We start from the raw sequence: 11988 nt of genomic DNA, 5'->3' as shown, positions 1-11988 counted from the left end.
CGTAGACAGGAGCGCAGGCCCGGCCGGGGGCCGGGCCGCGCGCGGTGAGCGGAGCGAGCCGCCTTGAACCAGTAGAGAAAGTTGTAACTCAATGGCAGTTGGCGTTATCGGTGTCCGCTCTTGCGCTTCGAGCTTCGGCGATACGGCGGCCATGCTCGGCGGCTCTCAAGAGGGCGTGCGCCACGCGCTCGGCGTCATCAGGGCGCAGGCAGATCACATCGGTCCACAGCACTGACAGGCGCACGTTGCCGTTCAGCAAGTTGGTTGCGACGTCTACCTCGGCGTCTTCCCCGGTGGCATCGGTGACGTTCAAGTCCTGGTCGCTGCTGTAGGCGCTCATGCAGCTGAGCATGCCTGAGGACTGTCGGGAGGTGAGACCCGGGCCGTCAGACGGTCTTCCAGGGCCCGAATGGTTCAGGCAGGTCACGTCACTGCGCGCCGGTCCGCACCCGGTGCGGAATCCTGTCGATCACACGGGCAGGAACGGCCGAAGCCGTTCCCACTCCGCCTCACTCAGATCACCCCGCCCCATGGCAGGAAGAACGACACGGACACACGTCGATCACAAGATCACGTGAACGCTGACCCCTATTCCGCGATGAACGGTGCATGTCCAACCGCGACCTCGCTCACCTGAAGGTCGGAGAAGAGCAAGGTCAGGTTGTGCGCGTTGGTCTCGATGCGTACCTCGTGGAAGCCGATGCCGAGGGCGTTCGACCAGCGTCGCGTGGCCTCCGACTCGGGGAGAAGCTTGGCTCCCGGGTAAAGGCTGTGCCACTTCACGCCCCAGACGTATCCGTCTAGGTCGGCACCGGGTTCGTCGTCGATGAGCCGGTCGTCCAAAGACACCCGCCAGGTCTCCGCCGGCACTGACGTCTCGCACCGCGCCTCAACGCAGTACCTGAACAGATACCTCAGATGGGACGGCGTGATGCCGGTACGGGGGTCAGCCGTTGCGTAGACGAAGACCTCGTAGTCGCGCATGTAGTTGGTGTATCCGTGGTGCACGACAGCGTGATCGAAGATCTCATCCAGCATCTGTTCAAGTACGGCAGTATCCATGGCGCCCTTCTACCTCACTCGATAAGAGCTTCGACAACGAGATTTTCGACTGTCAGTCACCGCTCCGTCGGAGATCGCTCGAACAAGTCCTAGCTAGTCGGAGTGGGGCTTGAACTCGTGTGCACAGCGCGGCAACTCGCTGCCTTGTCGGTGTGCCAGGGGTAGGAAGACCACGGGTCGGATCGTCCAGGTGATGCAGGTCCGGGTCTGGGTGAGTGTGACCGTGCAGGGCTCGGCGCGTAGGAGGGCCTGCCTCGTGGTGATGCGGCCGTGGTACAGCCACTCCCACGCTTCCTGGGAGGCGTCGGGGTCCAGTGCCGGTGAGATGGTACGTAGCGCGACCGCTACCCATCTGTCGGCCTGCGGTGCCGAGTAGGCGTCGAAGGAAGCTCGGAGAACCGGCTGCGTCTCGTCTGTGAGGTCCTGGGTCCAGCACTCGCACCAGTAGCCCCGTTGCGGCTTGTCCATCAGCACGGGTGACCTCCCGCGGGGGGGTCCGTGTAGAGCTCCGCGGTGACCGTGTGGCCGCCGTCGCTCTCGTGGACCAGGACCCGGTGAGCGATCACGCTGACCATGCCCAAGCCCCGGCCGTGCTCGGCGTCCTGGTCCTGGCGCTCGACCTTCGGCGCTGTGCCGGCGCCTCCGTCGTCTGTGACTGACAGCGCGATGGCCTGGGCCGATACCGCCAGGGCCAGGTGGAAGCTGCCCGAGTCCTGGCCGCTGGCCGTGTGAAGGATCGCGTTCGCGCTCAGTTCGCTCACGATCAGTTCGGCGTCCTCTGCCCATGGCGATCCGTGCAGGATGTCGCGGGTCCAGCGGCGGGCCCGGCTGACCTCTTCCGGGAAACCTGGGCAAGTGAGTCCCCAGACCCGGGCTGTACTCGTATACTCGTGCATACAAGTTCCTTCACACTGGTAGGCCGCCATGTGCAGCGGGTTCGGGCTAGACGAGTTTCACGCCGTCGTGGGCGCGGATGGCAGGTGGAGACGCCGCGTCCATCGCGTCCAGGACGCGAATGGCGTACGCCTCGTCGGCAAGCTCGGAGACTTCTTCGCGGGTGGCCCAGCGCAGTGCGCGGGTCTCGTCGCCGGTGGTGGGCGTGCCGTCGGCGGCCTGGCAGCGGAAGACCAGGGAGACGATCAGGCCCGTCATGTTCTTGTAGACGCCGGTCAGGGTCGCCGGGAGGGCGATCTTGATGCCGGTTTCTTCGAGGACTTCGCGTTGCAGGGCCTCGGGGACGGTCTCCTCGCGTTCGAGGACACCGCCCGGGGGCTCCCACTTGCCGTTGTCGCGGCGCTGGATCAGGAGGGCCCGGCCCAAGTCGTCGATGACGACTCCGGCCACGCTCACGGAGTGCGGGCGTTCTGTGCTCACGTTCCTCGGCCCTCTCGGATGGCTAGGCTCTCCACCGTAGCAACAACACTCGCCCACACGTCTAGATACCTAAAGGAGTGCACTCGTGACCCCTGCTCTTCCCTCCGGCCTACTCGGTGATCTCGACCCCACGAGCGATCGTGCGGTCTTCCGGCAGATCGCCGACCAGCTGCGGGAGGCCATCGACCGCGGGCGATTCAGGGAGGGCGAGAAGCTGCCCTCCGAGGCGGAGCTAGTGGACCACTATGGGGTATCCCGGATGACCGTCCGCAACTCCTTCTCCATCCTCCAGGGGGAAGGACTCGTCCACGCCGAACACGGCAAGGGTGTCTTCGTCCGACCCCGGCCACCCGTACGGCGGCTCGCCTCCGACCGGTTCGCCCGCCGGCATCGCGAGCAGGGCAAGTCCGCCTTCATCGTCGAGGCGGACACGGTCGGCAGCCACCCCCAGGTCGACAGCCTTGAAGTCAAGGAAGAGAAGGCCAGTCAGGACATCTCCACCCGGCTCGGGTCTGTGCGGCGGGTGCTCGCCCGACGGCGCCGCTATCTCCTCGACGGCCGACCGGTCGAGTTCGCCACCTCCTACCTCCCCCTCGACATCGCCCGCGGCACCCAAATCGCCGAACCCAACCCCGGCCCCGGCGGCATCTACGCCCGCCTCGAAGAACTCGGTCACCGCCTGGACCACTTCGAGGAGGAGATCCGGGCCCGGATGCCCTCGCCGGATGAGGTCAAGACGCTCCGGTTGTCCTCCGGCGTGCCCGTCATCCATCTCGTCCGCACCGCCTTCGACACCGAGGGGCGAGCAGTCGAGGTGTGCGACACGGTCATGGCGGCAGACGCCTACGTCCTGTCGTACCAGCTCCCCGCGACCTGATCGCATGATCGTCAGGAGTGCGGCTCTAGGTAGTGGGTTACTCCGGGGCTTCGGTGGTCGGTGTGGGGAACATGGCGCCGATGTTGTCCCATGTGAAGCCGCTCTGCCAGTCCGGCTTGTCGGCTGCCCAGTCGACGAGCGTCTGACCGACCTTCTCCTGAGAGGTGGTCAGTGTCTGGTAGTGCTCTGCGGGGACGCCGTTTCGGAACTCCAGTTGGTACGTGGTCTCGTCGCGGAACCAGACCTGGATGTACCAGTCGCCCTTACGGTTCTCGTCCTGCCGTTCAACGAGCATGTGGTCGCCAGGCTCCAGGTCGGCGAGCATCGTGCCTATCGCAGGCATCGACGGGTGCTTCAACGCATGGCCTCGACTGTCGGTCGCAATCAGCATGGGCAGAGCATGCCGCAGGGGACTGACAGCGGTCCGGTCCGTGAGGCTTCCCGAACTCGTACACCCCGTCATGCATACTCGTATAGACGAGTGGGCAAGTTGTATGGCAGGGTGATCGTCGTGGGCCCGGGGGATGGGGTTCGCAGATCGCTACATGTATAGACGAGTAGATAGGAAAACTGCTTTGCGCACCATCCGTGTTGAGACCTCCGCCGCCACGATCCTCCTCACCGAGGCTCCCGAGCCCAAGGTCCGCGACCGTCAGACCGGCGAGATCGCCAAGGACGCCGTCAGCGGTGAGGCGCTGATGACGATCGGCGTCGTCTACATCGAGGACGGCCAGTCCTCGCTGATCAAGGTCACCGTGCCCGAGGGCGGTGTATCCGAGGGCCTGAACCTGGGCGCTCCGGTCTCGCTGCCGGGGCTCGTTGCCCGGCCGTGGGAGTCCGTGTTCAACGGGCAGCAGCGTCACGGCATCGCCTTCCGGGCCGCCGCCGTCACCCCGGCCGCGTTCCCGGCCGCCATGGGGGCCACCGCCTGATGACCGACCTGACGACGCTCCTGGAGGTGGGTGGTCCCCTCGCCGCGCTCGGCGGCGGGACCGCCTACACCCGGGCCAAGTACCCGGCCGTCTACTGGTCCGCCGTCGGCGGCCCGATATCCACCGCCCGCCTGCTCAGCTCGTACAGCTCCGTCATGGAGGCCTGCGGCCTGACCGTCGCCCCGTCCCGGCTGCGGGTCCTCGCCGTCAAGGCCACCACCCGGCGTGAGGTCCGGCCGATCCCGCCCCGCCGGGGCATCATCCGGCCCACCTCGACCGGGCTGCGCATCCGGCTGCGGCTCGCCCCCGGCCAGGAACCCGCCGACGTCGCCGCCTCGGCCGAACGGCTGCGGCATGCCTGGGGAGTTCACGCCGTCTACGTCACCACCGTCAAGCCCGGTGTCGTCGAGCTGCGGCTCGTCGGCTACGACGTGCTGCGGCGGGTGCGCATGCCCCGTAAGACCGGCTCCGGGTTCCTCAAGGTGCCGGTCGCCCTGCGGGAGGACGCCATGCCCTTCGTGCGGGTTTACCGGACCGTTCCCCACCAACTGACCCTCGGCGCCACCCTGTCCGGCAAGTCCATGTACCTGCGCCACCTCATCGCCGGACTGGCGCCACAGTCGGTCGCTCTCGTCGGGATCGACTGCAAGCGGGGCGTGGAACTGGCGCCCTTCGCCGCCCGCCTGTCCGCTCTCGCCACCGACCCGGACGAAGCCGCCGAACTCCTGCCCGCCCTGGTCAAGGAAATGGAGGACCGATACGACCTGATCAAGGCCCGGCAGGGCATCGCACCCGACACCCCCGACGAGGAGATCACCTCCGACATCTGGGGCCTGCCCGAGAGTGAACGGCCCACCCCCGTCGTCCTGTTCGTCGACGAGGTGGCCGAACTCTTCCTCACCGCCACCCGCAAGGACGAAGAACGCCGGGACGAGATGGTCACCCAGCTCATCCGCCTCGCCCAGCTCGGCCGCGCGGCCGGCATCTACCTGGAGGTCTGCGGGCAACGCTTCGGTGCCGAACTCGGCAAGGGTGCCACCATGCTCCGTGCCCAGCTCACCGGCCGCGTGTGCCACCGCGTCAACGACGAAGCCTCCGCCAAGATGGCTCTCGGCGATATCGCCCCGGAAGCGGTCTCCGCCGCCTGCGCCATCGCCCCGGAACTGCCCGGACTCGCCGTCGCGGGCGACACCTCCGGCGGCTGGTCCCGCATCCGCACGCCCTACCTCTCCCTCGGCGACGCTGCCGAGATCTGCCGCGAGTCGGCGCACCTGGTGCCCGACCTGGCCACGCTCAAGCCCTTCCGGCCCGCCATCCCCGTACGCCCCGTCGAGACCCCGGCCCCGGCAGTCCTGCCACACCCGGCGACCGACTGACGCACCCCCTCTTCACCCGGTCGGCGTGACCGCCTCACGCCACGTCCGTACCCCGCCATGCCCGAAACCGAAAGGAGCCGGACCGTGCGCGCCCATCTGGCCCGTGTCGACGCGGTGTTGGTCCAGGCGCTCATCGCCGCCGCACTGTCCTTCGCCCACATCCACGACATTGCCATGGCGGCCGGACAGGACGGATGGAAGGCGTGGGCCTACCCGATCAGCGTTGACCTGCTGCTCGTCGCCGCATGGCGCCGACTGCGCACCGGCACGGCCAAAGCGGCGGCCTGGTGCTGGTTCGTCATCGCCCTCACCGCCTCCCTCGGCGCCAACGTCGCCACCGCCGGACTCCTCGACATGACCGACGTGCCGGCCTGGCTGCGCATCCTCGTCGCGGGCTGGCCCGCGGTCGCCTTCCTCGGCGGAACCCTCCTCGCCCATACGGCGACGAAAACGCACAGCGACGAGAACAGCACGGACCTCATCGAGGACCAGGAGGACGAGCCCGAAGCCACACCCGAAACGCCCGCCCAACCCGCCGCCATCGAGCCAGCACCGACCACCCCGCCCGTTCCGGTGCCGACCGCCCTGGTCGACCACGCCCGCAAAGTCGCCGCCGATCACCACACCCGCACCGGAACACCAATCGACACCCCTACCCTCCGCGCCCGCCTCGGTGTCCCGGCGCCACTCGCCGAAGCCATCGCCGCCCAACTGTGAAGGGAGAACCCTGCATGACCGCCAACCGCCGCTTCCGCAACCTCACCCGCATCGGCCCCGTCCAGGTCGCCACCTCGTACGACGGCCGGGGCCGCGAGAAGCACACCGCCGCCTGCACCGCCCCACGCTGCAACTTCTCCGCCGACTACGACAGCCGCGCCGCCGCCGAACTCGCCGCCCGCACCCACCGCTGCCCCGTCCGCTGAAAGGACCCGCACCCCGTGACCGTCAGCCTGCCCCTCGTCGTCGTCCTCGGTTTCTTCGCCTGGGGAGCGATCAAGTTCCTCGGCGTCCGCACCTGGATCGTCGTCCTGATCGCCCTCTTCGGCTTCTGGCTCTCCCACACCTTCCTCGCCCCCGCCATCGAATCCGGCACCCGCTCCGGCGTAACCGTCATAAATGGCCAGCACGTCTAGACGAGTAGATAAGGAGTCTCCGCCGTGTTCCTGCCCAAGTACCCCGACAACCCCACTCCGCCGCCCGCACACACCCACACCGCAACGACTGACCTGGCGCCCGCCCGCCGCTCGCTGCCCTCGGTGTCCATCGATCAGAAGACGGTCGTCGCCCTGGTCGTCGGTGGAGTCGTCCTCACCGCGCTCCTGGCCGCCGTTGCTGTCACGGCCATCTCGGTAGCCGTGGCCGCCGTGGTCCTGCGCTCCCTGCTCCGCGACCACCACCGCCGCTGAAACAACGCCCGGGCTCCGGGGCGACGGCACACGACCAAGCATTACGCCGCCCGGGGCCTTCCTCCCGACCGAGCCAGTCAGAAGGGAAACGCCATCTTCACCCGCACCACCCCGGCCCCCGTGCCGGAACTCGCGAACCTGGCCGCCCAGGGCACCCTCCCCGGTATCCTCCGCCAGCTCTCCAGCCTCGGCGGCTGCACCCACCCCATCCGCCTCGACGGCCACCGCACCGAATACGACGTCGACACCGCCACCGGAGAGATCGGCCGCATCCTCCAGCACCTCGACTCGACCAGCCTCCCCGCCGGCCAACTCCTCGTCCGCTGCAACAACCGCCGCACCACCCGCTGCCCGGCCTGCGCCGAGGTCTACCGCCGCGACACCTTCCACCTGATCACCGCCGGACTGCGCGGCGGCAAAGGCACCCCGGAACAGGTCGGCACCCACCCCCGCGTGTTCGCCACCTTCACCGCCCCCGGCTTCGGCCCGGTCCACAACCGCCGCACCGACGGCCGCCCCTGCCGCTGCGGCCTCCACCACGACCAGGACGACGAAGCCCTCGGCACCCCACTCAACCCCGACACCTACGACTACGAAGCCGCCGTTCTCTGGAACGCACACGCGGGCGCTCTCTGGCGGCGCTTCTCGATCTACCTCCGCCGGGAGGTCGCCAAGCGCGCGGGCCTCTCACAACGGCGCCTCCGCGACTACGCGCGCGTGTCGTTCGCCAAGGTCGCCGAATACCAAAAGCGCGGCGCCGTCCACTTCCACGCAGTCATCCGCATCGACGGCCCGGAAGGCGGCAACACCCCACCCCCCGCATGGGCCACAGCCGAACTCCTCACCGACGCCATAGAAACCGCCGCGACCAAAGTCCGCGTCGACGGCCCGGTCATCGACGGCCGCACCCACACCTTCACCTTCGGCCGCCAACTCGACGTCCGCACCATCCGATCCGCCGACTTCAACGACGGCCAGGAACTCACCGAACGCGCCGTCGCCGCCTACATCGCCAAGTACGCCACCAAGGGCGCCGAAACAGCCACCGGCGCCCTCGACCGCCCCCTCAAGTTCGTCGCCGAACTCGCCCAACTCGACATCAGCGACCACGCCCGCCACCTCATTCGTACCGCCTGGACTCTCGGCGCCCGCCGGAGCCTCGAACACCTCCGCCTACGCGCCTGGGCCCACATGCTCGGCTTCCGCGGCCACTTCTCCACCAAATCCCGCCGCTACTCCACCACCCTCGGCGCCCTCCGACACGCCCGCGCCGAATGGCGCCGAGCCCAAGCCTCAACCACGGCTAACGGGCCCGAGCCCGACACGACGTACGTCCTCGCACATTGGGTCTTCGCCGGTACTGGTCTGTCCTCCGCCGAAGCCTGGCTTGCCGCATCCCTCGAACCCGCCCCCGGAACAGAAGGAGAGCCAACTCATGTGTGACGACGAGCTGTTGACGGTGCCCGATGTGATGGCGCGTCTCAAGCTCGGGCGGTCCACGGTCTACGACCTGATCCGCTCCCGTCGCCTGCCCTCGATCACCATCGGCCGGTGCCGTCGCATCCCGGCGCGGGCTGTCCGCGAGTACATCACCAACGAACTGGAGGCGGCGGCCTGATGGCGCAGCAACGCAAGCGGAACCCCAACGGCGCCGGCACGATCACCAAGCGCAAGGACGGCCGCTATCAGTGCGCGGTCTACGTCCTCCAGCCGGACGGCACCCGTGCCCGCAAGTTCGCGTACGGCAAGACCTGGCAGGAGTGCGACACCAAGCGCCGCGAGCTGCTGGCCAAGGTCGACCAGGGCGTACCCGTGCCCACCCGCTCGGCGAAGCTCTCCGACTGGCTGCCCTACTGGCTGGACAACATCGTCAAGCCCCGCCGGAAGCTCAGTACCTACGACAAGTACGAGACGCACGTCAGGCTCTACCTCGTGCCCATGCTCGGCTCCAAGCGGCTCGAATCCCTCGGCGTCGCCGATGTCCGGCGCTTCCTGACCCAGTTGGAGAACAGGACGACAGCGGCCACGGCCAAGGAGTCGCACCGGGTGCTGCGTACGGCCCTGTCCGCTGCCTGCCGGGAAGAGCTGATCACACGGAACGTTGCGGGCCTTGTCGAGCCGCCTCGGGCCTCGTCGCGCGAGCTGAGCCCCTGGACCCTCGACGAGACCTTGGACTTCCTCGCCGCCTCCCGGAAGGACCCGCTGTACGCGGCCTTCGTCCTCGCCATCGCCATGGGACTGCGGCGCGGTGAACTCGTCGGGTTGCGCTGGACCGACGTGGACCTGGACAAGCGCGTCCTGTACGTCCGCCAGCAGACCCAGCGCAGGCGCGGGGTCCTCTACGACGACGACACCAAGAACCGCCGCAACCGCGCCCTTCCGCTCCCGGCCATGTGCGTCGCCCCGCTGCGCTGGCACCGGATGCGGCAGGTGGCTGCCAAGCAGCGTGCGGGGGAGTCGTGGGATGACGGCGGCTACGTCTTCGCCACCCGGAACGGACGGCCCGTCGAGCCGCGCAACGTGTACCGCTCCTTCACCCGCGTCGCCCAGTCCGCCGGCCTCCGCGTGATCCGGCTGCACGACGCCCGGCACGGGTGCGCCACGCTGCTCACCGCTGCCGGGGTGGCTCCTCGCGTCGTGATGGAGATCCTCGGGCACAGTCAGATCAGCATCACCATGGACGTGTACACGCACGTCGTGCAGGACACCCAGCGGGAGGCCATCAGCCACATGGATCGGTTGCTCAAGAGGCGGCCCGGTCGTGAGTGACCGGTCGTGAGTGACCACCCGCGTTGATGTCAGATGTGGATGTCAAAGGCCCCGGACCATGATCGGTCCGGGGCCTTTTGGCTGGTGCCCCCGGCAGGATTCGAACCTGCGACACCCGCTTTAGGAGAGCGGTGCTCTATCCCCTGAGCTACGAAGGCCGACCAGGGACAGGGTAGCGGATGTGGGCGGGTGTGGGTTTCGGAGATCGGGTTCGGAGGCGTCGGCGGCGGGGGTGGAGGGGCGTGAGGGGTAAGCGGGCCCGGGGGCGCCGCCGTTCACCGCGTTCAGGGGCCGGGCGTACCCCTACTAACCCGCCACAATCGGCACCCCCCACACCAACCTCGTCCCGCCCCCCTCCCGCTCACCCAGTTCCAGTTCGCCCCCCAGTTGCCGGGCTCGTTCCGCCATGTTGCGCAGGCCGCTGCGGCGGCCGTCAGGTGGGATGCCGACGCCGTTGTCGGTGACCGTGAGGCGCACTCGGCCGGAGCCGACCGTGAGAGCGACGTCGGCACGGTCGGCGTGGGCGTGGCGGGCGATGTTGGTGAGGGCCTCGGAGAGTACGGCGATCACGTGGTCGCCGGTCTCGCGCGGGACGTCGGTGTCGATCAGGCCCTCCATCCGCACGCTGGGCGCGAAGCCGAGCACCGGCGCCGCCTCGCCCGCGATCCGCACTACGCGGGCCCGCAGGCCGGTGTCGTCGACACCGTCACGGGAGCGGAGTCCGAAGATCGTCGACCTGATGATCTTGATCGTCTCGTCCAGGTCGTCCACCGCGCGCACCACCCGCTGGGAGGCCTCCGGGTGCTCGATGAAGCGGCCGGCGCTCTGGAGGGTCATGCCGGTGGCGAAGAGCCGCTGGATCGCCAGGTCGTGCAGGTCACGGGCGATCCGGTCGCGGTCCTGGAGCACCGCCACCTCCTCGGCGTCCGCGCGCCGCTCCGCCAGTTCGATCGCGACCGCCGCCTGCGCCGCGAAGCCCTTCAGCGGTTCGATCTCCTTGCCGGAGAACACCGCACGACCCGCCTCCCGGACCAGCAGCACGACTCCGCGGACCGCGCCGGGGTTCGTCCCGATCGGCACCGCCACGGCGGGACCGAGCCCGGCGAAACGGGCGGGCTCGGGGGACACGCGCTCGTCGTGGGACACGTCACCGCTGGTGACGGGCGTGCCGGAGGAGAAGGCCGCGCCGATCAGGCTGCCCTCCCCGGGCACCACCAGGCCCCGGTGCGCCTCCGCGTCCTTGCCCACGGCGAGTTCCATGACGAGCGAACCGGTGTCCGCCATCGGCACCGCGACCACGGCCAGCGCCGCGCCCGTGATCTCCCGGGCGCGGTCGGCGATCAGCCCGAGGACCTCACCCTGTTCGCCGCCGGACATCAGGGTGTGGGTGATCTCGGCGTTCGTCCGCAGCCAGCGCTCCCGCAGCCGCGACTCCTCGTACAGGCGGGCGTTGTCGATGGCGACACCGGCCGCCACCGCCAGCGTGGACGTCACCGAGACGTCCTCCTCGTCGAACTGCGCCCCGCCCCGCTTCTCGGTCAGGTACAGGTTGCCGAAGACCTGCTCGCGCACCCGGATGGGCACCCCGAGGAAGGTGTTCATCGGCGGGTGGTTGGGCGGGAAGCCGTACGACGCCGGATGCTCGGAGATCTTCGCCAGCCGCAGCGGCTCGGGGTGGCGGATCAGCTCGCCGAGGATGCCGTGGCCCTCCGGGAAGGGACCGATCCGGGCGATCTCCTCCTCGCCCACGCCGACCGTGTGGAAGGCGGACAGCCGTCTGCCGTCGGGGCCGATCACGCCGAGGGCCGCGTACTCGGCGTCGACCAGCACGGCCGCGGCCTCGACGATGCCGCGCAGGGCCTGTTCCAGATCGAGCTCCCGGCCGACGGACAGCACCGCCTCCAGCAGGCTGTGCACCCGGTCGCGGGTGCCGCGGGCCGCGTCCAGGCGCGCCTGGAGCTCCTCCAGCAGTTCGTCCAGCCGCAGCTGCGGCAGCCGTACCCGGGCCTGCCGGATCTCCCGGGGCTCTTCGTGGCTTCCCACCTGCGTCTCCTCGGTCCCTCGGCGGGTGGACACCGGCCGCTCCCGGTCACTTGTCACGCTACCGGCACGCGGCGCGCGACGTTACGGAATCAGAGGCCGTTCACCCGGCGCCGAGGGCGCGCCGACGGGAGAGGGGGCGCTCCCCGCCG

At 69.1% G+C, this 11988-nt stretch carries 17 protein-coding genes and 1 tRNA gene; 10 read left to right on the top strand and 8 right to left on the bottom strand.

Annotation, left to right across the window (positions count from 1 at the left end):
• Positions 1-88: 88 nt before the first annotated feature.
• The 5 genes from ACFULQ_RS19080 to ACFULQ_RS19060 form a co-directional block, all read right to left on the bottom strand.
• On the bottom strand, positions 89-340 hold the full coding sequence (locus ACFULQ_RS19080; protein WP_383545229.1) for a hypothetical protein: 252 nt from the start codon (positions 338-340) through the stop codon (positions 89-91).
• A 248-nt stretch (positions 341-588) separates the two neighbouring features.
• On the bottom strand, positions 589-1062 hold the full coding sequence (locus ACFULQ_RS19075; RefSeq protein WP_383545225.1) for a hypothetical protein: 474 nt from the start codon (positions 1060-1062) through the stop codon (positions 589-591).
• Positions 1063-1155: 93 nt separating this feature from the next.
• Positions 1156-1530 (bottom strand): hypothetical protein, encoded by a 375-nt coding sequence (locus tag ACFULQ_RS19070; protein ID WP_383545360.1) that lies wholly within the window; start codon positions 1528-1530, stop codon positions 1156-1158.
• On the bottom strand, positions 1530-1958 hold the full coding sequence (locus ACFULQ_RS19065; RefSeq protein ID WP_383545223.1) for an ATP-binding protein: 429 nt from the start codon (positions 1956-1958) through the stop codon (positions 1530-1532). The genes ACFULQ_RS19070 and ACFULQ_RS19065 overlap by 1 nt, the downstream gene beginning before the upstream one ends.
• 46 nt (positions 1959-2004) lie before the next feature.
• Positions 2005-2412 (bottom strand): NUDIX hydrolase, encoded by a 408-nt coding sequence (locus tag ACFULQ_RS19060; RefSeq protein ID WP_280900578.1) that lies wholly within the window; start codon positions 2410-2412, stop codon positions 2005-2007.
• 109 nt (positions 2413-2521) lie between these two features.
• Here ACFULQ_RS19060 and ACFULQ_RS19055 point away from each other — a divergent pair, with 109 nt between their 5' ends.
• Positions 2522-3313 (top strand): GntR family transcriptional regulator, encoded by a 792-nt coding sequence (locus tag ACFULQ_RS19055; protein ID WP_383545220.1) that lies wholly within the window; start codon positions 2522-2524, stop codon positions 3311-3313.
• A gap of 37 nt (positions 3314-3350) precedes the next feature.
• Here the strand turns inward: ACFULQ_RS19055 and ACFULQ_RS19050 are convergent, their stop codons facing one another.
• Entirely contained in the window at positions 3351-3704 is a 354-nt protein-coding gene (locus tag ACFULQ_RS19050; protein WP_383545217.1) for a hypothetical protein, read from the bottom strand.
• Between the two features lie 184 nt (positions 3705-3888).
• Here ACFULQ_RS19050 and ACFULQ_RS19045 point away from each other — a divergent pair, with 184 nt between their 5' ends.
• From ACFULQ_RS19045 to ACFULQ_RS19005, 9 genes are all read left to right on the top strand, one after another.
• Positions 3889-4245, top strand: coding sequence for a hypothetical protein (locus ACFULQ_RS19045; RefSeq protein WP_383545214.1), 357 nt, complete (start codon positions 3889-3891; stop codon positions 4243-4245).
• The gene (locus ACFULQ_RS19040) at positions 4245-5621 is read left to right on the top strand and encodes an FtsK/SpoIIIE domain-containing protein (RefSeq protein WP_383545212.1); all 1377 of its coding nucleotides are present in this window, start codon (positions 4245-4247) and stop codon (positions 5619-5621) included. Before ACFULQ_RS19045 ends, ACFULQ_RS19040 begins: the two co-directional genes overlap by 1 nt.
• Before the next feature lie 84 nt (positions 5622-5705).
• On the top strand, positions 5706-6338 hold the full coding sequence (locus ACFULQ_RS19035) for a DUF2637 domain-containing protein (protein ID WP_383545209.1): 633 nt from the start codon (positions 5706-5708) through the stop codon (positions 6336-6338).
• 14 nt (positions 6339-6352) lie between these two features.
• The gene (locus tag ACFULQ_RS19030) at positions 6353-6544 is read left to right on the top strand and encodes a mobile element transfer protein (RefSeq protein ID WP_383545206.1); all 192 of its coding nucleotides are present in this window, start codon (positions 6353-6355) and stop codon (positions 6542-6544) included.
• Positions 6545-6559: 15 nt separating this feature from the next.
• Positions 6560-6754 carry a hypothetical protein gene (locus ACFULQ_RS19025; protein ID WP_383545203.1) on the top strand — a complete coding sequence of 65 codons (195 nt, stop codon included), beginning with the start codon at positions 6560-6562 and terminating at the stop codon, positions 6752-6754.
• Between the two features lie 24 nt (positions 6755-6778).
• The gene (locus ACFULQ_RS19020) at positions 6779-7027 is read left to right on the top strand and encodes a SpdD protein (protein ID WP_383545200.1); all 249 of its coding nucleotides are present in this window, start codon (positions 6779-6781) and stop codon (positions 7025-7027) included.
• A gap of 120 nt (positions 7028-7147) precedes the next feature.
• Complete coding sequence (locus ACFULQ_RS19015) at positions 7148-8470, top strand: replication initiator (RefSeq protein ID WP_383545197.1); 1323 nt, start codon at positions 7148-7150, stop codon at positions 8468-8470.
• Positions 8463-8645 carry a helix-turn-helix domain-containing protein gene (locus ACFULQ_RS19010; protein ID WP_383545194.1) on the top strand — a complete coding sequence of 61 codons (183 nt, stop codon included), beginning with the start codon at positions 8463-8465 and terminating at the stop codon, positions 8643-8645. Before ACFULQ_RS19015 ends, ACFULQ_RS19010 begins: the two co-directional genes overlap by 8 nt.
• Positions 8645-9796 carry a tyrosine-type recombinase/integrase gene (locus ACFULQ_RS19005; RefSeq protein WP_383545191.1) on the top strand — a complete coding sequence of 384 codons (1152 nt, stop codon included), beginning with the start codon at positions 8645-8647 and terminating at the stop codon, positions 9794-9796. The genes ACFULQ_RS19010 and ACFULQ_RS19005 overlap by 1 nt, the downstream gene beginning before the upstream one ends.
• A gap of 82 nt (positions 9797-9878) precedes the next feature.
• On the opposite strand, the gene ACFULQ_RS19000 is transcribed toward ACFULQ_RS19005, so the two are convergent.
• Positions 9879-9954 (bottom strand) — tRNA-Arg (locus ACFULQ_RS19000).
• A 148-nt stretch (positions 9955-10102) separates the two neighbouring features.
• Positions 10103-11839 (bottom strand): GAF domain-containing protein, encoded by a 1737-nt coding sequence (locus ACFULQ_RS18995; RefSeq protein WP_383545188.1) that lies wholly within the window; start codon positions 11837-11839, stop codon positions 10103-10105.
• Positions 11840-11988 lie beyond the last annotated feature (149 nt).

It is taken from the genome of Streptomyces sp. NPDC057253, assembly GCF_042669125.1.
In the GTDB taxonomy this organism is placed as follows: Bacteria; Actinomycetota; Actinomycetes; order Streptomycetales; family Streptomycetaceae; genus Streptomyces.
Note: the sequence above shows the minus strand (reverse complement) of the source record. Positions and strands in the feature narration are given on the sequence as shown.